Raw genomic sequence first — 25,691 nt, forward strand, 5'->3', positions numbered from 1 at the left:
GGGTCGGGGGGCGGGTGCGGTCAGCGATGGGCGTCGAGCCCGGAGCGGACCGAGCCGAGCAGCTCGTCCCACGCGGCCTCGAACTTCTCCAGGCCCTCAGTCTCCAGCACGTCCACGACGTCCTGGTAGGACACGCCTGCCGCGCCGACCGCGTCGAGCAGGGCATCGGCCTCGGCGTAGGCGCCCGTGACGGTGTCCGCCGCAATCACCCCGTGGTCGGCGACCGCCTCGAGGGTCTTCTCCGGCAGGGTGGTCACGGTGTGCGGTGCCACGAGTTCGGTGACGTACAGCGTGTCCGGCAGGGCGGGGTCCTTGACGCCGGTGGAGGCCCACAGGGGCCGCTGCACGGGGGCGCCGGCCGCCTCGAGCAGGCGCCAGCGCTCCGAGTCCAGGGCCTGCTCGAAGGCTCGGTAGGCCAGGCGCGCGTTGGCGACGGCGGCCCGGCCGGTCAGCGCCTCGGCCTCGGGGGTGCCGATCGCGCGCAGCCGCGCGTCGACCTCCGTGTCCACACGGGAGACGAAGAAGGAGGCCACCGAGTGGAGGCGGCGGACGTCGTGCCCGTTCGCCCGGGCCTTCTCCAGGCCGGTGAGCCAGGCGTTGAGCACCCGGCGGTAGCGGGGCAGGGAGAAGATCAGGGTCACGTTCACGCTGATGCCCGCGCCGAGCACGTCCGCGATGGCGGACAGGCCCTCCACGGTCGCGGGGATCTTCACCATGAGGTTGGGACGGTCGACGGCCGCCGCCAGCTCGCGGGCCTGCGCCACGGTGCCGGCGGCGTCGCGGGCCAGGCGCGGATCGACCTCAAGGGAGACGAAGCCGTCCGCCCCGCCGGTGCGCTCGTGGACGGGCGCGAGCACGTCGGCGGCGCGGCGCACGTCCTCGGTCGTCAGGGCGACGACGGCCTCGTCCACCGAGGCGCCGGCCGCGGCGAGTTCGCGCAGCTGTCCCTGGTAGGCGCCCGCGTCCGCGAGGGCGACCGCGAAGATGGACGGGTTCGTGGTGACGCCGGTGACCGAGCGGGTGGCGATCAGCTCTTCGAGCGTGCCCTCGTCCAGCCGCGTGCGGGAGAGGTCGTCGAGCCAGATCGACACACCGGCCTGGGCCAGCGCGGCGGTGTTCGGGTTCTGCGGGGTGCTCATGGTCTGCGGGTGCCTTCCCTTCGGGGTGGACGTGCTCGGGGCGCCGTGGGCGCCGGGCCTCAGAGGAGGCCGCGGGTCACCTCGGCGACGTGCTCGCCAGTGAATCCGTACTTCTCCATCAGGCGGGCGCCGTCGGCCGACTCGCCGTAGTGCTCGAGGCTCACGCGGGCGCCCGGGGAGGAGGCCGTCACCGTGTGCTCGAACCACGGCATCGCGATGCCGGCCTCGACGGAGACGCGGACCGGGGCGTCGGGGCCGTCGGGCAGGACCTCGGCCCGGTAGGCCTCGTCCTGCTCGGCGAACCACTCGAGGCAGGGGGCGGAGACGACGCGGGTCGGGACGCCGTCGGCCTGCAGCAGCGCGCGGGCCCGCACGGCCACGGAGACCTCGGAGCCGGTCGCGATCAGCAGCGCGCGGGCCGGCGTCGGCGCGCCGTCGGCATCCGTGGCGTCGATGAGGACGTAGGCGCCGCGGGCCACGCCCGAGGCGGGGGCGAAGCCGTCCGTGTCCCGGGGGAGCACGGGCAGGCTCTGCCGGGACAGGACGAGTCCGGCCGGGCGGTCCCGGTGCTCGAGCACCGTCCGCCACGCCCACGCGGTCTCGTTGGCGTCGGCCGGGCGGACGACGTCGAGCCCGGGGATGGCCCGCAGGGCGGCCAGGTGCTCCACCGGCTGGTGCGTGGGGCCGTCCTCGCCGAGGCCGATGGAGTCGTGCGTCCACACGTACGTGCTCGGGGTGCCCATGAGGGCGGCCAGGCGGACGGCGGGGCGCATGTAGTCGGAGAACGTCAGGAACGTGCCCATGTAGGCACGGGTCAGGCCGCCGATCGTGATGCCGTTGACGATCGCCCCGGCCGCGAACTCGCGGACGCCGAAGTGCAGGGTGCGGCCGTACTCGTGGCCCTGCCACGTGGCGGTGGAGCGGCGGGCCGGGATGAAGGAGGGCTCGCCCTTCATGGTGGTGTTGTTCGACCCGGCGAGGTCGGCCGAGCCGCCCCAGAGCTCGGGCATGACCGGCGCGAGGGCCGTGAGCACCTCTCCGGAGGCCGCGCGCGTGGCCAGGCCCTTCTCGTCCGCGTCCCAGGACGGGAACGCGTCCGCGAAGCCAGCGGGCAGCTCTCGTCCGGCCAGTCGGTCGTACAGCCGCGCGTTCTCCGGGTTCGCCTCGCGCCAGGCCTGGAACGCCGCCTCCCAGCCGCGGCGGTACTCTGCCGAGCGCTCGGCGATGGACCGGGCGCGGGCCAGGAGCTCGGGGTCGACGTCGAAGGTCTTGGTCGGGTCCAGCCCGAGGCTCTCCTTGAGGCCGGCGACCTCGTCCGTGCCGAGCTTGGAGCCGTGGATGCCGCCGGTGTTCTGCTTCGTGGGGGAGGGCCAGCCGATCACGGTGCGCAGCTTGATCAGCGAGGGCCGGCCGGTCTCGGCCTTGGCCGCGACGAGGGCGTCGTACAGGGCCTCCACGTCCTCCGTGTACTCGGTCACGGCGTGGCCCTGGGCGCCGTTGGTCCAGTCGACCTCCTGCACGTGCCAGCCGTAGGCCTCGTAGCGGCGGACCACGTCCTCGGTGAACGCGATGTCCGTGTCGTCCTCGATCGAGATGCGGTTCGCGTCGTAGACGACGACCAGGTTCCCGAGCTCCTGGTGCCCGGCCAGCGAGGAGGCCTCGGCGGCGACGCCCTCCTGGATGTCCCCGTCGGAGGCGAGCACGAACACGTGGTGGTCGAACGGGGAGGTGCCGGGGGCAGCGTCGGGGTCCATCAGCCCGCGCACGCGGCGCTGCTCGTACGCGAAGCCGACGCCCATCGCCAGGCCCTGGCCCAGCGGACCCGTGGTCACCTCGACGCCGTGGGTGTGGCCGTACTCCGGGTGGCCCGGGGTCCTGGATCCCTCGGTGCGCAGCCCCTGGATGTCCTCGATCTCGAGCCCGGCGCCCGCGGCGAACAACTGCAGGTACTGGATGAGCGAGGCGTGGCCCGCGGAGAGGATGAAGCGATCCCGGCCCTCCCAGCGGTCGTCCGTGGGGTCCAGGTGCATGACGTTCTGGTACAGCTGCCACGCCACGGGGGCCAGCGAGATCGCGGTGCCGGGGTGGCCGTGCCCGGCCTTCTCCACGGCGTCCGCCGAGAGCGCCTTGAGCGTGTCCACCATCCGGCGGTCCTGCTCCGAGTAGACGAACCCGCGGGCCGGGGCCACCCGGTCCAGGGTCGGGGGGGTGGACGGCTGCGCGGCGTCGGTCACGGGTTCTCTCCTGGCGGATCGGGAGCGTCGGGGTGCGGCCCCGGCCGACGCCGGGGCGTCGCGGCGCGGGGCCGTCGTCCCAGCCTAGCCGCGCGACGGCGGGGCGGGCCCGACCGGGCGCCTCATGACATGCTTCGCCCCCGGGCGAACAGCCGTTGACACGAGTAGACTGGGTCAAGGCCTGACCGCAGGCGGACCGCCCGAGTGGCCGATCCGAACCCCGGGACGGGCACGCCCACCGTCCCCTCACCGTGAGAAGCAGATGTCATCCTCCCTGGAGTCGCCGTCCGCCGCCCGCGTCGCCGCCGCCGAGCCCGGCGTCGTCGACCGGTCCCCGCTGCCCCTGCGCCGCAAGGTCCGGGCGTACGTCGAGCTGACGAAGCCCCGGGTGATCGAGCTGCTGCTGGTGACCACGCTGCCGACCATGATCTTCGCGCAGCGCGGCTTCCCGGACGTGCTCACCATGATCGCCACGCTCGTCGGCGGTGCGCTCGCCGCCGGCGCCTCCGGCACCTTCAACTGCTACATCGACCGCGACATCGACCGGGTCATGAAGCGCACCGAGAACCGGCCGCTCGTCACCGGCGAGGTCACCCCCCGCGAGGCCCTCGTGTTCGCGTGGGTGCAGACGGTCGTGTCCATCCTGATCCTCGGGTTCGGCGCCAACTGGCTGGCGGCCGGCCTGGGTGTGGCCGCCATCTTCTTCTACGTGGTCGTGTACTCGCTCGTGCTCAAGCGCCGCACGGAGCAGAACATCGTGTGGGGCGGCATCGCCGGCTGCTTCCCCGTGCTGATCGGCTGGGCGGCCGTGCGCGGGACCGTCGAGTGGCCGGCCATCGTGCTGTTCCTCGTGGTCTTCCTGTGGACGCCCCCGCACTACTGGCCGCTGTCCATGAAGTACAAGCGCGACTACCAGCAGGCCGACGTGCCGATGCTCGGCGCCATCGCCTCCGCGCGCCACGTCTCCAACCAGGTCGTGCTCTACGCGTGGGCCACCGTGGCGTGCTCCCTCCTGCTCGTGCCGATGGGCTGGGCCGGCATCGTCTACACCGCGGTCGCGCTCGTCGTCGGAGGCTGGTTCATCTGGGAGTCCCACGTGCTGCAGGTGCAGGCCCAGCGCGAGGACTTCGAGGACCGCAAGGCCATGAAGGTCTTCCACCTCTCCATCACCTATCTGACGCTGCTGTTCATCGCCCTGGCCGTGGACCCGTTCGTGGGTGCGCCGCTGATGCACTTCGGCGCCTGACCTCGGGTCCGCCCCGGGCGCTCCCCGGGACGCAGACGACGACGGCCCCGCACCAGCCGGTGCGGGGCCGTTCGCGTGCGCGGGGTGTCAGCCCGCAGCGACGGTGCGCGCGGGCGTGGCGGTCTCGACCGCGGCACCGGGTCCGGCCGTGACGTAGCGGGCGACCTGCCGGTCCCAGGCCTCCGTCGCCGACGCCACGAGCAGTGCCGAGCCGAGCATGTGCAGCAGGACCACACCGATCGGCAGGCCCGTGAAGTGCTGGGTGTAGCCCACGGCGGCCTGGAACACGAGGGCGAGCAGGAGCCGCAGCACGGCGGCGCGCTGCAGGCGGGAGGCGCCGGCCGCGCGGCGCACCGTGAAGAACAGGACCAGGGCGGCCGCCAGGAGCAGGTACACCGGGACCACGTGGGCACGCGTGACCAGCAGCGGGTCGAACTCGTGGCGCGGCGAGCCGGGGTCGCCGGAGTGCGGGCCCGTGCCGGTCACCACGGTGCCCAGGTACACGGCGGCCCACGTCAGCGCGAACGCCGCCCAGGCGGCGGCACGGGACCGGCCGGTGGTGGCGCCGTCCACGAGGGGCACCCCCGCCCGGCCGGCACGGCGCTCGGCGGCGATGCGCACCACGAGCAGGGTCGCCACGGCCACCATGATCGAGGACACGATGAAGTGGCCGGCCACCCACCACGGGTTCAGATTCGTCAGGACCACGACGCCGCCCACGAGGGCCTGCGCGGGGATGCCGGCCAGCAGGCCCACGGAGAGCCAGAAGGGGCTCCGGTGGGTGCCGCGCAGGTTCCACAGGGACAGGAACATGGCGGCGGCGATGACCACCAGGACGAACGTCAGCGTCCGGTTGCCGAATTCGATGTAGCCGTGGATGCCCATCTCCGGGGTGTTGGTGAGGGACTCGGGCGAGCACTTGGGCCACGTGGGGCAGCCCAGGCCGGACCCGGTGAGGCGCACGGCGCCGCCGGTGACGATGATGCCGATCTCGGACGCCAGGGACGCCACGGCGAGGGCCATGGTGGCCTTCGAGAGGCGCTGCGGCAGACGGGCGGCGAGTCCGGCCGGGGCGGTCCGGGCCGCGGGGGTGGTGGTGGACACGGTGTCCTTCCGATCGTTCGATGCAGGGGGACGGGGAACGGCTCAGGGCCGCCAGCGGAACCAGCGGAGCGCGGCCGCGACGGCCACGGCGCCCCACAGGGTGAGCACGAGCAGGGGGACGGGCGACCAGACCCCGTCCAGGAGGGCGGCCCGCAGGGCCGTGCCCAGCGCGCCGGAGGGGAGCAGGTCCACGCCGGGGACCCGGGCGGGGAACACCGTGCCGCCGACGGCGCCGAACAGCACCCACAGCAGGTTGGCGACGGCGAGGGTCGCCTCCGGCCGGGCCGTGCCGGCGAGCAGCAGCCCGAGGGCCGTGAAGGCGGCGGCCCCCAGTGCGAGGGCGACGAGGGCCGGCAGGATCCCCTCGGGGTCCGGACGCCACCCGAGCGCCAGGCCGACGCCGCCGATCACGCTCACCTGCACCAGCAGGAGGGCCACCACCGCCAGGGCCTTGCCGGCGACGAGGCCGAGCGTGCCCAGCGGGGTGGTGGCCAGGGCGGCGAGCACGTCGTAGCGACGCTCGAAGCCCGTGGCGATCGCGGTGGCCGTGAACGCGGAGCTGATCACGGCCAGGGCGAGCACGCCGGGCACGGCCACGTCCAGGCCCGAGCGGCCCGGGGCGTCGAGCAGGCCGGTGACGTGCACGCCCACGAGCGCGAGCAGGGGCAGCACCACGGTCACGAGCAGCTGCTCGCCGTTGCGCAGCGCGGTGCCGGTCTCGTAGCCGGCCTGACGCAGGACGCGGGCGGCCAGCGGGGCGGCGCCCGCGTGGGCTCCGGTGCCGGCCGGGGCGCGGTGGTCGACGACGGGCGTGCTCATGCGGCGGTCTCCCGGAGGATCTGCTCGAGGCGCAGTCCGGCGCGCTCGAATCGGGTGGGCATCAGGGCGTGCTCCCGCCAGCTCGCCGCGAGGACGGCCAGGTCGTCCGGGCCGCGGACGCCGGCCACGCGCAGGCGGGCGGACTCGCCGAGGCCGGCCGCGCGCAGCGGCGCGGGCAGGGTGTCCGCCCAGGCGCGGACGGCGTCGGGGGAGGCGTCGCCGAAGTCCACGTCGACGACGTCGCCCTCGGCCACGCGCGTGAGCTCGGACAGCGGGCCGGAGCGCACCACGCGGCCGGCGCGCAGGATGGCGACGTCGTCCGCGAGCCGCTCGGCGTCGTCGAGCAGGTGCGTGGTCAGCAGCACGGCGGCGCCGCGGTCGGTCTGTTCCCGCACGACGTCGTGCACGACGGGCCGGGTCTCCGGGTCGAGGCCCGCGGTGGGCTCGTCGAGGAACAGCATGTCCGGCCGGCCGACGAGGGCGGCCGCGAGCGCGACGCGCTGGCGCTGGCCGCCGGAGAGGCGGCGCAGGGGGCGACCGGCGACGTCGGCGATCAGCAGGCGCTCCAGCAGCGGCTCGACGGGCAGCGGGTCGCGATACAGGGACGCCACGTGGCCGACGAAGCGGCGGGCGGGGATCGCGGGCGGCAGGCCGCCCTCCTGCCACATCACGCCGATGCGGGCGCGCAGGTTGGCGGAGGCCCGCCACGGGTCTGCGCCGAAGACGCGCACGGTGCCGGCGTCGGGCCGGTCCATGCCGTGGCAGAGGCCGAGGGTGGTGGACTTGCCGGCCCCGTTGGGGCCGAGCAGCACCGTGACGGCGCCGGCACGGGCGGTGAGGTCGACGCCCCGCAGGACGGGGGTGCGGGACCGGCCGCGGCCGAGGCTCCGGTGGACGTCGCTCAGGCGCAGGACGGGCTCGTCGCGCGGCACGGGATCCGGGGTCAGGGGAGGTCGGGGCACTGTGCCAGTCTAGTTGTAGGAGGGCATGACGTTGTTGACTCGGGTCGGTGCCAGTGAGGCCGGCGGGGCGTTCCCGCAGGAGGTATGAGGCCGATGGTAGTTGTAGTGGTTCACCCACACCTGCAGGGCCTCACGCCGAGCTTGCTCTGAGGTATACGGGCGGGCGTAGAGGACCTCATCGACCATCAGCCGGTTGTACCGCTCGACCTTCCCGTTATGGCGCGGGGTGTAGGGGCGGATCCGGTGATGCCGGCCCCCGAGCGAGACCACCTTCGCGGTGAAGTCCGCAGCCCGATAGTTGTTCCCGTTGTCCGTGATCACCCGGTCCACGGTGATGCCGTGGGCGGCGAAGAACGCCCGCGCCCGGCAGTAGAAGCTCACGGTCGTGGCCGCCCGCTCGTCCTCCAACGCCTCGGTGTAGGCCAGGCGGGTGTACCCGTCGATCGCCGAGTGCAGGTAGGTGTAGCCGACCCGCCGGCCAGGCCCGCGCTTGGAAGCACGGCCTGCTTCACTTTCACGTCCGTGGGTGCGCCAGCCGCCCCCGTCTGGGATCTTCCCGATCTTCTTCACATCCAGGTGCACCATGTGCCCCGGCCCTCTCGCGGTGATCTTCTGGGGTCGTTGGCGCAGGTCTTCTCCGGCCGGGGTCAGGTCCCGTAGGCGGGAGATCCCGAGTCGGTGCAGCCACCGTCCCACGGTACGAAGACACACCCGGTGGCCCTCGGAGACGAGGTGGTGATGGATGCGCCGTGCGGACCACTTGCGCTCCCGCCGCAGGGCGTGGATCTGGGCGACCAAGACCGGATCGAGCTGGGCAGGTGAACGGTGCGGCCGGCTGGGCAGGTCCTGAAGGCCGGCTTCTCCCTGGGCGCGGTAGCGGGCGACCCAAGTGGCCACCGTGGGCCGGCTCACCCGGAACTCGGCGGCCACGTGTGCCTGCGGGATCCCGTCGTGCAGGTGGCGGTGGACCATCCTGAGTCGGCCAGTGGGGGTCAGGGGTGCGTTAGCGTGAGTCATGAGTGGGTCTTTTCGGGCAGGTGGGTTGTTGAGGAACTTCCATCCTGCGGCAGGGGCCCGCTCGTCTCATCTCAGCCCGTACCCCGTGGCAAGAACCTCATGACCCACAACATCTAGTCCTCGGGCCCTGCGACCCCGGCTCGTGGGGCCGGGGGCGCCCGGTCTGACGCGGGTTCCGCCGTGGGCGTCATCAAGCCAGGCGAGCCTCACTTGAACCGTTCCAGATCAATAGGTCATGATGGCGTGGTGTATTCGGATCAGTCTGCGTCGCCCCCCGCTCCGGCCCCGGCCGAGGGCACGCGCGAGCGTGTGCTGCAGCTGGTCCTGACGCGTGGTCCCGTGAGCGCGGCCGAGATCGGTCGCGAGCTGGAGCTGACCGCCGCTGCCGTGCGCCGCCACCTGGACGCGCTCGAGGAGGACTCGCTCGTCGAGGTCAAGCGGGTCACCGCGGCCCGCGGCGCGGGACGGCCCTCCCGTCGCTACGTGGTCACCTCGCACGCGCAGGAGCACCTGCCCAAGGACCACCTCGCCGTCGCCCTGGACACCCTGGCCCGCCTCGAGGAGCTCGGCGGGGAGGAGGAGGTGCGCCGCGCCGCGCGCCACGCCTTCCGGGAGATCGAGGAGCGCTTCACGGCCGCCGTCGGCGGCCGGGAGACCGCGCTGCAGGACCGCACCCGGATCCTCGCCCGGGTCCTCGACGAGGCCGGCTACGCCGGCACGCTGCGCCACTTCGGCGCGGGCCTGGCGCCCACCCTCCGCGCGGACCAGGTCTGCCAGGGGCACTGCCCTTTCCAGGGAATTCCCGCGCGCCATCCGGAGTTCTGTGAGGAGGAGACCGCGCTGTTCGCCCGCCTGCTCGAGGTGGACGTGCGCCGGCTCTCGACCCTCGCCGCCGGCGCCCACGTGTGCACCACACATGTGCCGCTGGGCCGCGACTGAGCCGCGCGGGCCTCGCCCCGGCTCCCGCCGACCACCCGACCGACCCCGACCGCAGTGACTAGTGAGAGAGGCTGAGATGACCGACCAGATCGTCCAGCGGGACTCCGCAGAGACCGCCGACCCCGGCGTGATCCAGGAGATCCTCGACAAGAACCCCGAGCTCAACGCCATCGGCGCCTACCAGTACGGCTGGGCCGACTCCGACGCGGCCGGCGAGAAGGCCGTCCGCGGTCTGAACGAGGACGTCGTGCGCGACATCTCCGGCAAGAAGGACGAGCCGGAGTGGATGCGCGACCTGCGCCTGAAGGCCCTCAAGTACTTCGAGCGCAAGCCGATGCCGGCGTGGGGCCCGGACCTGTCCGGCATCGACTTCGACAACATCAAGTACTTCGTGCGCTCCACCGAGGGCCAGGCCAAGACCTGGGAGGATCTGCCCGAGGACATCCGCAACACCTACGAGCGCCTGGGCATCCCCGAGGCCGAGCGCGAGCGTCTCGTGGCCGGCGTCGCCGCCCAGTACGAGTCCGAGGTCGTCTACCACCAGATCCGCGAGGACCTGGAGGAGCAGGGCGTCGTGTTCCTCGACACCGACACCGCGCTCAAGGAGCACCCGGAGATCTTCGAGGAGTACTTCGGCACCGTGATCCCGGTCGGCGACAACAAGTTCGCCTCCCTGAACACGGCCGTGTGGTCCGGCGGCTCCTTCGTGTACGTGCCCAAGGGCGTGCACGTGGAGATCCCGCTGCAGGCCTACTTCCGCATCAACACGGAGAACATGGGCCAGTTCGAGCGGACGCTGATCATCGCGGACGAGGACTCGTACGTGCACTACATCGAGGGCTGCACCGCCCCGATCTACCAGTCCGACTCGCTGCACTCGGCCGTCGTGGAGATCGTGGTGAAGAAGAACGCCCGCGTGCGCTACACCACCATCCAGAACTGGTCCACGAACGTGTACAACCTCGTGACCAAGCGCGCCGTGGTCGAGGCCGGCGGCACCATGGAGTGGATCGACGGCAACATCGGCTCCAAGGTGACCATGAAGTACCCGGCCGTGTACCTGACCGGCGAGCACGCCACCGGCGAGACCCTCTCCGTCGCGTTCGCGGGCAAGGACCAGCACCAGGACACCGGCTCCAAGATGGTGCACATGGCCCCGCACACGAACTCCTCGATCGTGTCCAAGTCCGTGGCCCGCAGCGGCGGCCGCGCCGCCTACCGCGGCCTGGTGCAGATCGCCGAGGGCGCGAACGGCTCCGCCAACTCGGTGGTGTGCGACGCCCTGCTCGTCGACACGGTCTCCCGCTCCGACACGTACCCGTACATCGACATCCGCGAGGACGACGTGACCCTCGGCCACGAGGCGACCGTCTCGAAGGTGTCCGAGGAGCAGCTCTTCTACCTCATGAGCCGTGGCATGTCCGAGGACGAGGCCATGGCCATGATCGTGCGCGGCTTCATCGAGCCGATCGCCCGCGAGCTGCCCATGGAGTACGCGCTCGAGCTCAACAAGCTGATCGAACTGCAGATGGAAGGATCGGTGGGCTGACATGACCGACACCGTGGAGAACACCCAGCGGACCATGATCCCGGGCATGGGCGAGGAGGGCGAGAAGCTCACCGCCGCGCAGAACCCGGCCGCCCGGGCCGGGGGCCGGGAGCGCAACGCCGCGGGCTCGCGCGCCGATCGCCTCAGCTCCTTCGAGCTGTCCGACTTCCCCGTGCTCACGGGGCGCGAGGAGGACTGGCGCTTCACCCCGCTCAAGCGCCTGGGCGGGCTGCACCTGCCCGAGGGCGACGACGCGCGCCTGACCGGTGCCGCGCCCGCCGTGGCCGTGGCCGAGCAGGCCGGCGTCACGGTGGAGACCGTGGCCCGCGACGACGCCCGCGTCGGCTCCGTCCTGACCCCGGACGACCGCGTGTCCGCCGCGGCCTGGAACTCGGTCTCCGGGGCCACCGTCGTGACGATCTCCGGCGAGGTCGCCGAGCCGGTGCGCATCGACGTCGTCGGCTCCTCGGCCGACCCGGCCGCGATGCACCTGACCGTGCTCGTGGAGGAGAACGCGCAGGCCGACGTCGTGATTGCCCACCGCGGCACCGCCGTGCTGGCCCAGAACGTCGAGTTCGACGTGCGCCGCGACGCCCGCCTGAACGTGGTCGCGCTGCAGGCCTGGGAGGGCGATGCCGTGCACGTCTCGGCCCAGCAGGCCTCGGTCGCCACGAACGCGCACTTCAAGCACGTGGCCGTGTCCTACGGCGGCGGCGTGGTGCGGCTGACCCCGACCGCGCGGTTCGCCGCCGAGCGCGGTGAGGCCGAGATGTACGGCCTGTACTTCGCCGACGCCGGGCAGCACCTCGAGAACCGCCTGTTCGTGGACCACAACCAGCCGGACTGCGTCTCGAACGTGCTCTACAAGGGCGCCCTGCAGGGCACGGACGCGCGCACCGTGTGGGTGGGCGACGTGCTGATCCGCAAGGAGGCCGAGGGCACGGACACGTACGAGAAGAACCAGAACCTGCTGCTCTCCGACGGGGCGCGCGCGGACTCGGTGCCGAACCTGGAGATCGAGACCGGCGTGATCGAGGGTGCGGGCCACGCGTCCGCGACCGGCCGCTTCGACGAGACCCAGCTGTTCTACCTGATGGCCCGCGGCATCCCCGAGACCGAGGCCCGCCGCCTGATCGTGCGCGGCTTCCTCAACGAGATCATCCAGAAGATCGGTGTCGGCGACGTCGAGGACGAGCTGACCGCCGTCATGGAGGACGAGCTCCGCATCGCGCAGCTCTGACCGACGCCCCGCAGACCCCACCGCCTTCCACCCGAGGAGAACCACCATGGCAACCCTGCAGATCACCGACCTGCACGTGCAGATCGCGACCGAGAACGGCCCCAAGGAGATCCTGAAGGGCCTCTCCCTGACCATCGAGACGGGCGAGACCCACGCGATCATGGGCCCGAACGGCTCCGGCAAGTCCACCCTGGCCTCGACCATCGCCGGCCACCCGCGCTACGAGGTCACCTCCGGCTCCATCACCCTCGACGGTGAGGACGTGCTGGAGATGAGCGTCGACGAGCGCGCCCAGGCCGGCCTCTTCCTGGCCATGCAGTACCCCGTGGAGATCCCGGGCGTCACCATGACCAACTTCCTGCGCACCGCCAAGACCGCGCTCGACGGCCAGGCCCCCTCGCTGCGCACCTGGACCAAGGACGTCAAGGGCGCCTTCGAGGCCCTGCAGATCGACCCGGCGTTCATGAACCGCAACGTCAACGAGGGCTTCTCCGGCGGCGAGAAGAAGCGCGCCGAGATCCTCCAGCTCGAGCTGTTCAAGCCCACGTTCGCGATCCTCGACGAGACCGACTCCGGCCTCGACGTCGACGCGCTGCGCATCGTCTCCGAGGGCGTCAACCGCGCCCAGGCGCAGAACGAGATGGGCACCCTGCTGATCACCCACTACACGCGGATCCTCAACTACATCAAGCCGGACCACGTGCACGTGCTGGTGGACGGCCGCGTCGCCGAGTCCGGCGGCCCGGAGCTCGCCGAGCAGCTCGAGGCCGAGGGCTACGCCCGCTTCGAGAAGGCCGCGGCGGGGGCCTGAGATGACGGAGACCACGAACCAGGCGCCCACGGAGGACATCCGTGAGGCCCTCAAGGACGTGATCGACCCGGAGCTGGGCGTCAACGTCGTGGACCTGGGCCTGCTCTACGGGCTGCACTACGCCGACGACGGCGCGCTGCTCGTGGACATGACCCTGACCACCGCGGCCTGCCCGCTCACGGACGAGATCGAGGACCAGGTCTCCCGCGCGATCGGCACCATGGTGGACGAGTGGCGGCTGAACTGGGTCTGGATGCCCCCGTGGGGCCCCGAGCGGATCACCGAGGACGGTCGCGACCAGATGCGCGCCCTCGGCTTCAACATCTGATCCGGCCCGGACCACGACGGCGGCCCGTCACCTTCGCGCAGAAGGTGACGGGCCGCCGTCGTGGTGGGGGAGTGCGGACGGGCCGGCAGGCGCCCCGGCGCTCCCGGCTCAGATGTCCAGGGAGGAGGCCCGGAACGTGTCGCACTGGCGGATGTCGGGCTCCTGCTGGGAGCTCTGGTAGCCGCGCATGAACCAGGCCATGCGCTGCTCCGAGGTGCCGTGCGTGAACGCCTCGGGGTCCACCCGGCCGGTGTGGGTGGACTGGATGCGGTCATCGCCCACGGCGGAGGCCGCGTCGATGGCCTGGCGCAGCTGGTCCTGCGAGATCGGCTTCAGGAACGGCTCGCCGGACTCGGGGTCCACGGTGGAGGCGGCGTGCCCGGCCCACATGCCGGCGAAGCAGTCGGCCTGCAGCTCCGCGCGCACGGCGCCGGAGGTGGGGCCGGTGGTCCCGTCCTTGGAGTGCTGCAGGTAGCCGGTGACCTGCTGGACGTGGTGGCCGTACTCGTGCGCCACGATGTACTCCTCCGCCAGCGGCCCGCCCTCGGCGCCGAAGTCGGTCTGCAGCGTCTCGAAGAACGCGGTGTCGAAGTACATGGACTCGTCCGCCGGGCAGTAGAACGGGCCCGTGGCCGAGGAGGCGCTGCCGCAGCCGGTGCTCACACCGCCCTGGAACAGGGTGAGCTGCGGCTGGCGCCACTGGATGTCCGAGAACTGCGCGAGGTACTCGCCCCAGAACTCGTCCGCGGCCTCGGTGGTCGCGATGACCCGGCAGTCCGTGTTCTGGTTGGCGTCCGCACCGCTGGCGCACTCCTCGTCCGAGAGGGGCTGGCTCTGGCCGCCCGAGCCCGTCTGCTGCTGGTACTGGCTCTGGCCGACGGACCCGCCACCCGTGTCGATCCCGAGCTGCTCGGCCAGCCCGGGGGCGAAGATCGCGAGCAGCACCGCGAGCAGGCCGCCGCCACCGCCGATGGCGATGCCCCCCCAGCCCGCCGCCACCGCCCGATCGGGCCCGGCCGGCGTCGATCTGCACGTTCTCGTTGAAGCTCATGGGGCCAGAGTGTAGACGGACTAGACTGGCCCGGCACCGCGCTGGCCCCCGCCCGTCGAGATCGGCCGGGACCTGCCGATGCACCCCTGTTCTTCCCTCGACCCCTGGAGTCTGACACCCCCATGCTGACCGTCACCGATGTCGAACTGCGCGTGGGCGCCCGTCTCCTCATGGACGAGGTGAACTTCCGCGTGGACAAGGGGGACAAGGTCGGCCTCGTGGGGCGCAACGGCGCCGGCAAGACGACGCTGACCAAGGTGTTGGCCGGCGGCGGGCAGCCCACGGCGGGCACGGTGACCCGGACCGGGCGCATCGGCTACCTGCCCCAGGACCCCAAGGTCGAGGACATGGACCAGTCCGGCCGCGACCGCATCCTCTCCGCCCGCGACCTGGACCAGACGATCCGCCGCATGCGGGAGGCCGAGGCCGGCATGGCCGCCGTCGACGACGCCGAGCGGGAGCGGGCGATGAACCGCTACTCCCGCCTGGAGGCGGAGTTCGAGGCCCGCGGCGGCTACGCGGCCGAGTCCGAGGCCGCCCGGATCACGTCCAACCTCGGCCTGCCGGACCGCGTGCTGGACCAGCCGCTGCACACCCTCTCCGGCGGCCAGCGCCGCCGCGTGGAGCTCGCCCGCATCCTCTTCTCCGACGCGGACATCCTGCTGCTGGACGAGCCCACCAACCACCTCGACCACGACTCGATCGTGTGGCTGCGCGACTATCTGAAGACCTACTCCGGCGGCCTCCTGATGATCTCGCACGACGTGGAGCTCATGGAGATGACCGTGAACAAGGTCCTCTACCTGGACGCGAACCGGCAGACCATGGACGTCTACAACATGACGTGGAAGAACTACCTCGCCCAGCGCCAGCAGGACGAGGCGCGCCGCCGCCGGGAGTTCGCCAACGCGGAGAAGAAGGCCTCGGCCCTCATGGCCCAGGCCGAGAAGATGCGTGCCAAGGCGACCAAGGCCACCGCCGCGCAGAACATGATCAAGCGCGCCGAGCGGCTCATGCGCGGCGTCGAGGGCGAGCGCGCGGTCGACCGCGTGGCCGCGATCCGCTTCCCCACCCCGCAGGCCTCCGGCAAGACGCCGCTGCGCGCCGAGAACCTCTCCAAGTCCTACGGCTCGCTCGAGATCTTCACGGGAGTGGACCTGGCGATCGACCGCGGCTCGCGCGTGGTGATCCTGGGCTACAACGGCGCCGGCAAGACGACGCTGCTGCGCATGCTCGCCGGGGAGGAGACCCCGGACACCGGCGAGGTCCAGGCGGGCCACGGGCTCAAGCTGGGCTACTTCGCCCAGGAGCACGACACCCTGGACCAGGACGCGTCGGTCCTGGACAACATGCGCCACGCCGCCCCGCAGCTCGGCGACACCCAGGCGCGCACGCTGCTCGGATCGTTCCTCTTCCAGGGCGACGACGTCGACAAGCCCGCCCGCGTCCTCTCCGGTGGCGAGAAGACCCGCCTGGCGCTGGCCACGCTCGTGGCCTCGAGCGCGAACGTGCTGCTGCTGGACGAGCCCACGAACAACCTCGACCCCGCCAGCCGCGAGGAGATCCTGAACGCCCTGCAGCAGTACGAGGGCGCCGTGGTGCTCGTGACCCACGACGAGGGCGCCGTCGAGGCGCTCGACCCCGAGCGCGTGGTGCTGCTGCCGGACGGGGTCGAGGACCTCTGGAACGACGACTACAGGGACCTCATCACCCTCGCCTGAGTGCGCGGGCCGCTGAGACGGAGGGCGGGCTCAGTCGAAGAGCGCGTCCTCGGCCTCCTCATCCGTGAGCCGCCCGTCGCGCCGCCGGACCGGCTTGGCGCGGGGGACCCGGTGAGCGGAGAGCAGCCCGTCGTCCGCGGCGTCGTCGAGGGCGTCGGCCCGGTCGTTGCGGGCGCGCATCCACGCGGAGTACCCCCACACCCCGAAGCCCATGGCCGCGAACAGGTACCACTGGATCGCGTAGGACAGGTGCGGGCCCTCGTCGAGGGTGGGCTCGACGAGCTTCTGCGGCATCGGCTCCACCGCCGGGTCCTCCGTGACCATGATCCCGTAGGCAGTTCCGGCCACGGGCCCGCCCACGGTGTCGGCGATCTCGGTGAGGTCGATCGAGGGCACCTGGCCGTCCGGGGCGTCGCGGTCCAGGGCCGGCTCCCCGGGCTTGACCCGCACCACGACCTCGGCGTGGCCGGTGGGCGGGGCCGGCACGGCGTCCGGCTGACCCGGGGTGTTGCCCACCGGGAGCCAGCCGCGGTCCACCACGACGACGGGGCCCTCGTCCGTCCGGAACGGCACGAGCACCTCGTAGCCGGGCTGGCCGGCGCGGGGACGGTTGCGGACGATGAGCGTCTCGTCGACGAGGTACTCGCCGGTCAGTGTCACGGGCGTCCACTCGTCCTCGGTCTGGAACGCGGTGAACAGCCGGGAGGCCTCGGCGAACGGGACCGGGTCGTCGTCGTAGTTCTCCAGGACGCGGTTGACGCGGTGCTGGACCTCCACGCGGCGGTCCCACTGCCACTGGGCGAGCGCGTGGCACAGGAACGCGAAGAGGATGCACACCACGAAGCCGAGGATCCACGGGCCGGTGGCGAGGAAGCCGAAGCGCAGGGGAGGCAGGCGTTCGGCGTCGCGGGCGGTCGGGGCCGTCATGGGGGGTCTCGGGCGTCTCGACCTCGGGCGCCTCCGTGGCGGGCGGGTCGAGTGGGCGGGAGCGCCGCAGGAAGCCGCGGGCGCTCAGGAAGTCGTCCAGGAAGGGCCGATGGTCCGCGCAGGCCAGCCAGGTCTTCACCCGGTCCGGGGCGTGGACGCGCGGGTTGTTCCACTCCAGGGCCCAGGTCGCCTCCGCGGTGCAGCCGCGACGCGAGCAGACCGGCCGCTCGGGCCCGTCCGCGGCGGCGTGCGGGGATCGGGTGGCGGAGGCACCCGCGGCGGGGTCGAGGCGGCCGGCCGCGAGGGCGCCCAGCAGGTCCATGCCCGGCTCACCGGGGACCGCGCCGATCACGCGCCGCCCCGTCCGGGCAGGCCGGGACCGCCGGCGGACGAGGACCCTCGGCCCAGCGCCCGTGGCGCACGGTCGCGCGGGTCGTCCACGAGGTCGCCGGTGACCACGACGGGCTCGGGCGCCGCCGCGTCGTCGGGGCGGGGGGTCAGGGCCGGTCCCTGGGTGGGCACGGCGCGCAGGGTGCCGGCCTGCTGCGGGCCGGTGTTGTTCACGCGCACGACGGCGACGTAGGGCAGCACGACCGCGCCGAGGATGAACCCGAGCTGCCACCAGCCGTGGGTGAAGAGCGCGGCGACGAAGCAGGCGGTGCGGAGCAGCATCTGGACCAGGTAGACCTTCATGCGCGCCTCCCGGTCCGCGCTGCGGCCGGCGGCGGCGGTGGTGACCCCCTGGACCTCCGGTGTCGTCCCGCGCCCGGCGTGGGCGGGACGGCCGGCTCGGGAGCCGGCGGCGGAGCTGGTCATGGCGCATCCTCCTGGCACGTCGCGCCCTGCGGGGCCCCCGCGCGGCCGCGGACGTAGAGTGGTGGTTCACATGCCGGCGCGCCCGCCGTCGGCGGCGTCCCGCAGGACGGCGTCGACGGCGCCGCGCCGGTGCTCCAGTCTAGTCCCGTCCCGTCCGGAAGGTGTTCCCATGGCCGATCAGACCACCACGCCCGCAGCGGACGCGCAGGCCGCCGGCCGCAGCGTCCTCGTCACGGGGGGCAACCGCGGCATCGGCCTGGCCATCGCCCGGGCGTTCGCCGCGAACGGCGACCGCGTGGCCATCACCTCCCGCTCGGGGGAGGGGCCGGAGGGGGTCCTCGCGGTCCGGGCCGACGTGACGGACGCGGCCTCCGTGGACGCGGCCTTCCGCGAGGTCGAGCAGGCCCACGGCCCGGTCGAGGTGCTCGTGGCCAACGCCGGGATCACCCACGACCAGCTGCTGCTGCGCATGTCCGAGGACGACTTCACCTCGGTGATCGACACGAACCTCACCGGCGCCTTCCGCGTGGTGCAGCGCGCCACCAAGGGCATGATGCGCCTGAAGCGCGGACGCATCGTCCTGGTTTCCTCCGTGGTGGGCCTGCTCGGCTCGCCCGGCCAGGTCAACTACGCCGCCTCCAAGTCCGGCCTCGTCGGGATGGCCCGCTCGATCACGCGCGAGCTCGGCGCGCGCGGCGTGACCGCGAACGTCGTGGCCCCCGGCTACATCGACACCGAGATGACGCAGTCCCTCGACGACGAGCTCAAGGCCCAGTACAAGACGTCCATCCCGGCCGGCCGCTTCGCCGCCCCGGAGGAGGTGGCCGGCGTCGTGCGCTGGCTGGCCTCGGACGAGGCCGCGTACATCTCCGGGGCCGTGATCCCCGTGGACGGCGGCCTGGGCATGGGCCACTGACGACCACCGACCGCTGAGCAGACAGGAAGCACAGAACATGACCGAGCAGGACCTGGCCGGACGCGGCGTCGTCGTCACCGGCTCCTCCCGCGGCATCGGAGCCGCCACCGCCGAGCTGCTGGCCGCCCGCGGCGCGGGCGTCGTGGTGAACTACCGCCAGAAGGCGCCGCGCGCGAACAAGGTGGTGCAGAAGATCGAGGAGACCGGCGGCCGCGCCGTGGCCGTGGGCGGCGACGTGACCGTCGCCGAGGACCGGGCCGCGCTGCTGGACGCCGCCGTGGAGCACTTCGGCTCGCTCGACGTGCTGGTGCTCAACGCCTCGGGCGGCATGGAGTCCCAGTTCGGCGAGGACTACGCCCTGAAGCTCAACCGTGACGCCCAGGCCGCGCTGGCCGACGCCGCGCTCGAGCGCATGGGTGCCGGCGGGCAGATCGTGTTCGTGACCTCCCACCAGGCGCACTTCATCGACGAGGTCGCCACGATGGACTCCTACGAGCCCGTGGCCCGCTCCAAGCGCGCCGGCGAGGACGCCCTGCGCGAGCGCATCCCCGCGTTCACCGAGAAGGGCGTGGGCTTCGTGGTGGTCTCCGGCGACATGATCGAGGGCACCATCACCGCCACCCTGCTCGACCGCGCCGAGCCCGGTGCCATCGAGGCCCGCCGCGAGGCCGCCGGCAAGCTCTACACCGTGGAGGAGTTCGCCGCCGAGATCGCCTCCCTCGTGGGCCGCGAGGGCCTCGAGGTCGGCCACACCGAGCTCGTGGGCGGCGCCGAGGACTTCCTCGGGCAGGACTGAACCCCACCACACCCCAGACGACGAGGGCCGGATCCGTGGGATCCGGCCCTCGTGACCTCCGGGAGCGGACGCCTCAGAGACCGAGGAGCCACCGCAGGGGGGTGAAGGAGGGCACGTCGACGACGACGTCCGCGTGCTCCCGGAGGATCGGCTTCGCGCACAGCGCCACGCCGCAGCCGGCCGCCTCGAGCAGATCGATGTCGTTGGCGCCGTCGCCCACGCCGACGGCCTGCTCGGGGGTGAGCCCCGCGTCCTCGGCCCAGGCGCGCAGCATGGCGGCCTTCGCCGCGCGGTCCACGACGTCGCCGAGCACCTTCCCCGTCAGGTGCCCGTCCCGCACCTCGAGCTCGTTGGCGCAGTAGGCGTGCACGCCCCACACCTCGGCCAGCGGGGCGAGCACCTGGGTGAAGCCGCCGGAGACCGCGCACACCCGGCCGCCGGCCGCGGTGACGGCCTCGATCAGCGCGAGGGCTCCGTCGGTGGGCCGGATGGCCCGCACCACGTCCGCCACGACGCCCACGGGCAGCCCCGCGAGCGCCTCGACGCGCGCGTGCAGCGAGGCGGCGAAGTCGAGCTCACCGCGCATCGCCCGCTCCGTCACCTCGGCGACCTCGGCCTCGCGGCCGGCGTGGGCGGCGAGCAGCTCGATGACCTCCTGCCGGATCAGCGTGGAGTCCACGTCCGTCACCACGAGGGGCGCCGGCGCGGCGGCGACCGTCGCCGGCACCGTGAGCACGTCCCACCCGGAGCCCGGCTCCGGGGCCGCCGCCCACTCGTCCGCGGCGAAGCGCCAGCCCAGCAGGCCGTCGTCGGTGAGCCGCTCGGCGTCGTCGGGCACGCCGGCCGGGGGCGCGTCCGTGACGAGGAGGGCGGGGTCGGCGGTGACGACGAGGCGGCGCAGGGTGCTCATGCGCGGCATCCTAGGCGGGGGTGCGGGCGCGGCCGGGCGTGCGTCGCATCGGCGACGCGCCGGCCGGCCGGACTAGGCTGGCCCCCATGACCACCCCCGCGCCTCCCGACGACTGGTTCCTCCCGGATGAGGACGCCGTGCTGCAGATGCGCCGCGTGCGCGTGCGCCGCGGCACCACCGACATCCTCGGCCCCCTGGACTGGACGGTCCGCGCGGGGCAGCGGTGGATCGTGATGGGCCCGAACGGCGCCGGCAAGTCCACGCTGCTCCAGCTGGCTGCGGCCCGCCTGCACCCGACCGCCGGCGACGTCGGCGTGCTGGACGAGGTGCTCGGCGCCGTCGACGTGTTCGAGCTGCGCCCGCGCATCGGCCTGTCCTCCGCCCAGCTCGCCGCCCAGGTGCCCGCGAACGAGACCGTGCAGGACGCCGTCGTCACCGCCGCCTACGGGATCACCGGCACGTGGCGCGAGCGGTACGAGACGGAGGATCGCGCCCGCGCGCTCGGCCTCGTGGCGACCTGGGGGCTCTCCCGCCTCGCGCACCGCGCGTTCGGCACCCTCTCCGACGGTGAGCGCAAGCGCGTGCTCATCGCCCGTGCCCTGATGACCGATCCCGAGCTGCTCCTGCTGGACGAGCCCGCCGCGGGCCTGGACCTCGCCGGGCGGGAGGACCTCGTGCGCCAGCTGACGGCGCTCGCCACGGACGAGGACGCGCCCGCGCTGGTCCTCGTCACGCACCACCTCGAGGAGGTGCCCCCGGGCTTCACGCATGCCCTGCTGCTGCGGGACGGCGGCGTCGTGGCGGCCGGGCCCATCGAGTCGACGCTCACCGAGGAGCACCTCTCCGCGGCGTTCGGCACGGACCTGAAGGTGACCCGCACCGGCGGTCGGTACACCGCCGTGGCCCGGTGACGGGGCTGCTGACCGCGCAGCTGCTGGGCATGGACCTGTGGCAGGTCCTGCTCGTGCTGCTCGCGGGGTTCTGGGCCGGCACGATCAACTCGGTGATCGGCTCGGGCACGCTCGTCACCTTCCCGACGCTCGTGGCGGTCGGGTTCCCGCCCGTGACGGCCCAGGTCTCCAACGCGATGGGCCTGGTGGCCTCGGGCTTCTCCGGCACGTACGGGTACCGCCGCGAGCTGGCCCAGTCCCGGGCGCTCCTGCCGAAGCTGACCGTCGCGTCCCTGCTCGGCGGGGTCATCGGCGCCGCCCTGCTCACCACGCTGCCCCCGGCCGTGTTCGGCTACGTCGCGCCGGTGCTGCTCGTGGTGGCCCTGACGGTCGTCGTGCTGCAGCCGCGCATCCAGGGGTGGGTCCGGCGTCGGGCGGAGGACCAGGGACCGACCCCCGGCGCGGACTCTCCCGTGCCGGTGGGCCCCGTGACCCCGACGCTGTGGACGCTCGTGTTCCTGACCGGCATCTACGGCGGCTACTTCGTGGCCGCCCAGGGCGTCATGCTCATGGCGATCTTCGGCGTGCTGCTGGTGGGCGGCACCCTCGTGCACGCCAACGCCGTGAAGACGTGGCTGTCGCTGGTGGTCAACCTCACCGCCGCGGCGTTCTACCTGGTGTTCGCCTTCGACCGCATCGACTGGCGGGCCGTGCTGTTGATCGCGCTCTCCTCGCTCGTGGGCGGGCTCGTGGGCGCGCGGATCGGGCGGCGCATCTCGCCGACGGCCCTGCGCGTCACCATCGTGATCGTGGGCCTGGCCGGGCTGGTGGTCATGGTGATGCGGCAGGTCTCGGGTGGGTGAGGGCGGGACCCGCGAGGTGCGCCTGGAGCGGATCGAGGACCTCGCCGACCCCCGCCTGGCCCCCTACACGACCATGACGGACGCGGCCCTGCGCCGTCGCGTCGACGCGGAGCACGGCGTCTTCCTCGCCGAGTCCTCCCAGGTGGTCCGCCGCGCGCTGGACGCCGGACACACCCCGCGCTCCTTCCTGCTGGGGGACCGCTACCGCGGGTCCTTCGCGGACGTGCTCGCCGCCCATCCGGACGTCCCGGTCTTCACCGGACCCGACGACGTGCTCGAGGCCCTCACCGGCTTCCACCTGCACCGCGGCGCCCTGGCCGCGATGGACCGCCCCGCGCCCCGGCCGCTCGCCGACGTCCTCGCGGGCGCCCGGCGCGTGCTCATCGCCGAGGACCTCGTGGACCACACGAACCTGGGCGCCGTGGTGCGCTCCGCCGTCGCCCTCGGCTGGGACGCACTGCTGCTCACCCCGCAGGCCGCCGACCCGCTGTACCGGCGCGCCATCCGCGTCTCGATGGGCACGGTGTTCCGCCTGCCGTGGGCGCGCCTGCCCGGTCCGGTCGCCGAGTCGCTGCCCGCGCTGCGGGCGGCCGGGTTCGCGGTGGCCGCCCTCGAGGTGACGGAGCGGGCCGTGGGCCTGGACTCCGCTCGGATCGAGCCGCTGCGGACCGCCGAGCGTCTGGCCCTCGTCCTCGGCCAGGAGGGGCCGGGGGTCCGGCCCGAGACCCTCGCCCAGACCGACGCCGACGTCGTCATCCCCATGCCCGCCGGCGTCGACTCGCTGAACGTGGCCGCGGCCGCGGCGGTCGCGCTGTGGGAGCTGCGCGCGCGCTGACCGGCCCGGGTGCGGTAGAGTGGGCGGCTGGCCCGCCGTCCGGCGGACCCCCTGACCACACCTCTCGCGCCCCTGGTCCCAATCAGGCGGCTGACACGAAGGATGCACCATGAAGTCTGAGATCCACCCGGATTACCGCTACGTCATCTTCAACGACCTCGCCTCCGGTGAGAAGATCCTCACCCGCACCACCGCGAACTCCGAGAAGACCGCGGAGTGGACCGATGGCAACACCTACCCGGTGATCGACGTCGAGATCTCGGCCGCCTCGCACCCGTTCTACACGGGCAAGCAGCGCATCATGGACACCGCCGGCCGCGTCGAGCGCTTCAACGCCCGCTTCAAGGGCTTCGGCGGCAAGAAGTGACCGCGGCGGCCTGAGCCGCACGCCCACCACGACGACGGGCCCCGCGCCCACGGAGCGATCCGGGCGGTGCGGGGCCCGTCGCGTCGCCCGTAGGCTGACGGGCATGAGGACTCTCCACGGTGAATACAAGGTGATCGGCGGCAAGCTGGTCGCGGCGGACCTGAGCCTCGCGGACGGCCGGATCGCGACCGCGAGCATCAACGGCGACTTCTTCCTCGAGCCGGACGAGGCGCTCGAGGACCTCAACGCGGCGGTGGCCGGGCTGTCCGCGGACGCCGAGCACCGCGTCATCCGGGAGGCCGTCGAGCGGGGTCTGCGACCCGAGGCCGAGCTGTTCGGCGTGGACGCCTTCGCGGTGGCCTCGGCCGTGCGTCGGGCCCTCGGCAAGGCGACCACGTGGGGGGACCACGAGTGGGAGGTCATCGGGCCGGAGCCGATGCCGATCGCGCTCACCGTGGCCCTGGACGAGGTGCTCACCCGGCAGGTGGCCGAGGGACGTCGCAAGCCGACCCTGCGCCTGTGGCAGTGGAACGAGCCGGCCGTGGTGATCGGCGCCTTCCAGTCGCTCGCCAACGAGGTGGACCCCGAGGGGGCGCGGCGGCACGGCATCAACGTGGTGCGGCGGATCTCCGGCGGCGGCGCGATGTTCATGGAGGCGGACAACTGCGTCACGTACTCGATGCACGTCCCGTCGTCGCTGGTCGACGGGCTGGAGACGGCGGAGACCTACCCGTTCCTGGACGAGTGGACCATGGACGCGCTCTCCCGACTCGGCGTGCACGCGTTCTACCAGCCGCTCAACGACATCGCCACGGACCAGGGGAAGATCGGCGGCGCCGCGCAGAAGCGGGTGGGCACGGCCGGACTGCTGCACCACGTGACGATGAGCTACGACATCGACGCGGACAAGATGCTCGAGGTGCTGCGCATCGGCCGGGAGAAGCTGCGCGGCAAGGGGGTGGCCTCGGCGAAGAAGCGGGTGGACCCGCTCCGCCGCCAGACCGGCGTCTCCCGCGCCAAGATCTGGGAGACCATGATGACCACCTTCCAGGAGCGCTACGGCGCCCGCCGCGTCGAGCTGGACGAGGCCACCCGCGAGGAGGCCGAGCAGCTGGCCCGCACCAAGTTCGCGACCCCGGAGTGGACCGCGCGGGTGCCCTGAGCCGCCTGACGGCGTCCCGGCACCGTCCGGCACGCTTCCGTCCGGGGGCGGTTTGCGGTGGTATTCGACGTGAATACCGCCCGAAACCGCCCCCGACGCGTCGAGGTGTGGCGGGGCGGCTCTGTCAGGATCGGACCATGACCCCCGACGACGACGCCCCCGTCCGCCTGATCGCCCGCTCCGACGCCCCGGGGCGCCCACGGTCGACCGTGGACGTCCACTGCGCCCTCGAGCTGGAGCTGGCCTCCGGCCGCCGCGTGCCTCTGCTCACGGACCGCGGCTGGACGAGCCGGGCGGCGGCCGCACGCCTGCCCAGGAGGAGACGCGACACTGGGACGCGCTGGCAGCGGTCGCGGCCGAGGCCGGGGTGCCGGTGGGTGCCGCAACGTTGCGCGAGCTGCCGCTGGTGGGGGAGACCTCGCCCGAGCTGGCCGCCCTCGTGGACCGGGCGCACCGCGAGGCCCGCGCCCTGAACCGGCTGCTCGGCGTCCACCCGCTGGCCCTCGGCACGGTCGCGCCGGCCGACGTGCTGGGCGCCGACGCGACCGCCGCGCTGCGGACCGGGCTGGCCGCGGGACTCGGCGTCGCGCCGACGGCGTGGGAGGACCCGGGCGTCGTGCTCGCGCCCGCCGCGGACGCCGACCCGGAGCTGCTGCACGTGGTCCTGCTCCACACGACCGCGGTGGTCGCCGGGCCACCCGCACTCGTGGCCCGCCTCGCGGACGCCGACGTCTCCGACCTGCTCGACGACGCCTCCCTCGGCGCGCACCTGCGCGGCCCGGTGGAGGACGTGTCGGCGGTCTGGCTCCACGCGGCCGACCGGCAGGCGCTGTCTCTCGACCCGGACGGCGGGGCCGCGCACGTGGCGCGCCACGCCGAACTGACGGCCGTGCTGGAGACGCGGCCCGTCGTCGTCGAGCGGGTGGGGATGCGCGACCGGGACGCCCAGCGCGCCGCCGACGCCGTGGGCCTGCGCCGGGTGGGCCGGGAACGCGTGCTCCGCGTCGCCGCGCCCTGAGCTGGAATGGTCACGACACGCCGTCTCGCCC

General features: G+C 73.2%; 24 protein-coding genes and 1 pseudogene. 15 read left to right on the forward strand and 10 right to left on the reverse strand.

The features are described from left to right. Nucleotides 1-20 precede the first annotated feature (20 nt). Nucleotides 21-1,139, reverse strand: coding sequence for a transaldolase (gene tal, locus J1M37_RS08940; protein WP_036338557.1), 1,119 nt, complete (start codon nt 1,137-1,139; stop codon nt 21-23). A gap of 59 nt (nt 1,140-1,198) precedes the next feature. Further along, complete coding sequence (tkt, locus tag J1M37_RS08945) at nt 1,199-3,373, reverse strand: transketolase (RefSeq protein WP_095353369.1); 2,175 nt, start codon at nt 3,371-3,373, stop codon at nt 1,199-1,201. A gap of 262 nt (nt 3,374-3,635) precedes the next feature. On the opposite strand from tkt, the gene J1M37_RS08950 reads away from it, so the two are divergent. Further along, a complete protein-coding gene (locus J1M37_RS08950; RefSeq protein WP_036315269.1) occupies nt 3,636-4,619 on the forward strand; it encodes a heme o synthase in 984 nt (327 codons plus the stop codon). Nucleotides 4,620-4,706: 87 nt separating this feature from the next. On the opposite strand, the gene J1M37_RS08955 is transcribed toward J1M37_RS08950, so the two are convergent. The 4 genes from J1M37_RS08955 to J1M37_RS08970 are packed head-to-tail and all read right to left on the reverse strand — an operon-like array spanning nt 4,707 to nt 8,521. Further along, nucleotides 4,707-5,723, reverse strand: coding sequence for a COX15/CtaA family protein (locus tag J1M37_RS08955; protein ID WP_049147877.1), 1,017 nt, complete (start codon nt 5,721-5,723; stop codon nt 4,707-4,709). Between the two features lie 42 nt (nt 5,724-5,765). Then, nucleotides 5,766-6,542, reverse strand: a complete 777-nt coding sequence (locus J1M37_RS08960) for an ABC transporter permease (protein WP_101967465.1) — start codon at nt 6,540-6,542, stop codon at nt 5,766-5,768. Continuing rightward, nucleotides 6,539-7,504 (reverse strand): ABC transporter ATP-binding protein, encoded by a 966-nt coding sequence (locus tag J1M37_RS08965; RefSeq protein WP_342345135.1) that lies wholly within the window; start codon nt 7,502-7,504, stop codon nt 6,539-6,541. The genes J1M37_RS08960 and J1M37_RS08965 overlap by 4 nt, the downstream gene beginning before the upstream one ends. Nucleotides 7,505-7,513: 9 nt before the next feature. Further along, nucleotides 7,514-8,521, reverse strand: coding sequence for an IS481 family transposase (locus J1M37_RS08970; protein WP_206452453.1), 1,008 nt, complete (start codon nt 8,519-8,521; stop codon nt 7,514-7,516). A gap of 246 nt (nt 8,522-8,767) precedes the next feature. Here J1M37_RS08970 and J1M37_RS08975 point away from each other — a divergent pair, with 246 nt between their 5' ends. The 5 genes from J1M37_RS08975 (at nt 8,768) to J1M37_RS08995 (ending at nt 13,388) form a co-directional block, all read left to right on the forward strand. Next, entirely contained in the window at nt 8,768-9,460 is a 693-nt protein-coding gene (locus J1M37_RS08975; protein ID WP_225348950.1) for a helix-turn-helix transcriptional regulator, read from the forward strand. Nucleotides 9,461-9,536: 76 nt separating this feature from the next. Further along, entirely contained in the window at nt 9,537-11,009 is a 1,473-nt protein-coding gene (gene sufB / locus J1M37_RS08980) for a Fe-S cluster assembly protein SufB (protein WP_036315257.1), read from the forward strand. A gap of 1 nt (nt 11,010) precedes the next feature. Then, complete coding sequence (gene sufD, locus J1M37_RS08985; RefSeq protein ID WP_206452454.1) at nt 11,011-12,249, forward strand: Fe-S cluster assembly protein SufD; 1,239 nt, start codon at nt 11,011-11,013, stop codon at nt 12,247-12,249. Between the two features lie 46 nt (nt 12,250-12,295). Next, nucleotides 12,296-13,060: a Fe-S cluster assembly ATPase SufC gene (gene sufC, locus J1M37_RS08990; RefSeq protein WP_036315253.1), complete on the forward strand. Its 765-nt coding sequence runs from the start codon at nt 12,296-12,298 to the stop codon at nt 13,058-13,060. A gap of 1 nt (nt 13,061) precedes the next feature. Continuing rightward, complete coding sequence (locus tag J1M37_RS08995) at nt 13,062-13,388, forward strand: metal-sulfur cluster assembly factor (RefSeq protein WP_002855327.1); 327 nt, start codon at nt 13,062-13,064, stop codon at nt 13,386-13,388. A gap of 108 nt (nt 13,389-13,496) precedes the next feature. On the opposite strand, the pseudogene ypfJ reads toward J1M37_RS08995, so the two are convergent. Then, nucleotides 13,497-14,439, reverse strand: a pseudogene (gene ypfJ / locus J1M37_RS09000) (KPN_02809 family neutral zinc metallopeptidase). A 122-nt stretch (nt 14,440-14,561) separates the two neighbouring features. On the opposite strand from ypfJ, the gene abc-f reads away from it, so the two are divergent. After that, a complete protein-coding gene (gene abc-f / locus J1M37_RS09005; RefSeq protein ID WP_113914471.1) occupies nt 14,562-16,160 on the forward strand; it encodes a ribosomal protection-like ABC-F family protein in 1,599 nt (532 codons plus the stop codon). Nucleotides 16,161-16,190: 30 nt separating this feature from the next. On the opposite strand, the gene J1M37_RS09010 is transcribed toward abc-f, so the two are convergent. Beyond that, nucleotides 16,191-17,087, reverse strand: a complete 897-nt coding sequence (locus tag J1M37_RS09010) for an SURF1 family cytochrome oxidase biogenesis protein (protein WP_206452455.1) — start codon at nt 17,085-17,087, stop codon at nt 16,191-16,193. A 348-nt stretch (nt 17,088-17,435) separates the two neighbouring features. Further along, entirely contained in the window at nt 17,436-17,903 is a 468-nt protein-coding gene (locus tag J1M37_RS09015) for a DUF3099 domain-containing protein (protein ID WP_206452456.1), read from the reverse strand. 169 nt (nt 17,904-18,072) lie between these two features. On the opposite strand from J1M37_RS09015, the gene J1M37_RS09020 reads away from it, so the two are divergent. Then, nucleotides 18,073-18,819, forward strand: a complete 747-nt coding sequence (locus J1M37_RS09020) for a beta-ketoacyl-ACP reductase (RefSeq protein ID WP_041103838.1) — start codon at nt 18,073-18,075, stop codon at nt 18,817-18,819. 37 nt (nt 18,820-18,856) lie between these two features. After that, nucleotides 18,857-19,615 (forward strand): SDR family oxidoreductase, encoded by a 759-nt coding sequence (locus J1M37_RS09025; protein ID WP_206452457.1) that lies wholly within the window; start codon nt 18,857-18,859, stop codon nt 19,613-19,615. 73 nt (nt 19,616-19,688) lie between these two features. Here the strand turns inward: J1M37_RS09025 and serB are convergent, their stop codons facing one another. Beyond that, nucleotides 19,689-20,525 (reverse strand): phosphoserine phosphatase SerB, encoded by an 837-nt coding sequence (serB, locus tag J1M37_RS09030; protein WP_063189219.1) that lies wholly within the window; start codon nt 20,523-20,525, stop codon nt 19,689-19,691. Between the two features lie 86 nt (nt 20,526-20,611). Here serB and J1M37_RS09035 point away from each other — a divergent pair, with 86 nt between their 5' ends. The 6 genes from J1M37_RS09035 (at nt 20,612) to J1M37_RS09060 (ending at nt 25,660) form a co-directional block, all read left to right on the forward strand. Continuing rightward, nucleotides 20,612-21,436, forward strand: a complete 825-nt coding sequence (locus tag J1M37_RS09035; RefSeq protein ID WP_052520061.1) for an ABC transporter ATP-binding protein — start codon at nt 20,612-20,614, stop codon at nt 21,434-21,436. Continuing rightward, entirely contained in the window at nt 21,433-22,278 is an 846-nt protein-coding gene (locus J1M37_RS09040; RefSeq protein WP_041103831.1) for a sulfite exporter TauE/SafE family protein, read from the forward strand. Before J1M37_RS09035 ends, J1M37_RS09040 begins: the two co-directional genes overlap by 4 nt. Further along, nucleotides 22,271-23,113 (forward strand): TrmH family RNA methyltransferase, encoded by an 843-nt coding sequence (locus tag J1M37_RS09045; RefSeq protein WP_206452458.1) that lies wholly within the window; start codon nt 22,271-22,273, stop codon nt 23,111-23,113. The genes J1M37_RS09040 and J1M37_RS09045 overlap by 8 nt, the downstream gene beginning before the upstream one ends. A gap of 109 nt (nt 23,114-23,222) precedes the next feature. Beyond that, on the forward strand, nt 23,223-23,480 hold the full coding sequence (locus tag J1M37_RS09050) for a type B 50S ribosomal protein L31 (RefSeq protein WP_049160177.1): 258 nt from the start codon (nt 23,223-23,225) through the stop codon (nt 23,478-23,480). Between the two features lie 103 nt (nt 23,481-23,583). Continuing rightward, nucleotides 23,584-24,642, forward strand: a complete 1,059-nt coding sequence (locus tag J1M37_RS09055; RefSeq protein WP_206452459.1) for a lipoate--protein ligase family protein — start codon at nt 23,584-23,586, stop codon at nt 24,640-24,642. Nucleotides 24,643-25,015: 373 nt separating this feature from the next. Then, entirely contained in the window at nt 25,016-25,660 is a 645-nt protein-coding gene (locus J1M37_RS09060) for a hypothetical protein (protein ID WP_241250976.1), read from the forward strand. Nucleotides 25,661-25,691 lie beyond the last annotated feature (31 nt).

The sequence above is a fragment of the Micrococcus sp. KRD012 genome (assembly GCF_017168555.1).
Taxonomy (GTDB): domain Bacteria; phylum Actinomycetota; class Actinomycetes; order Actinomycetales; family Micrococcaceae; genus Micrococcus; species Micrococcus luteus.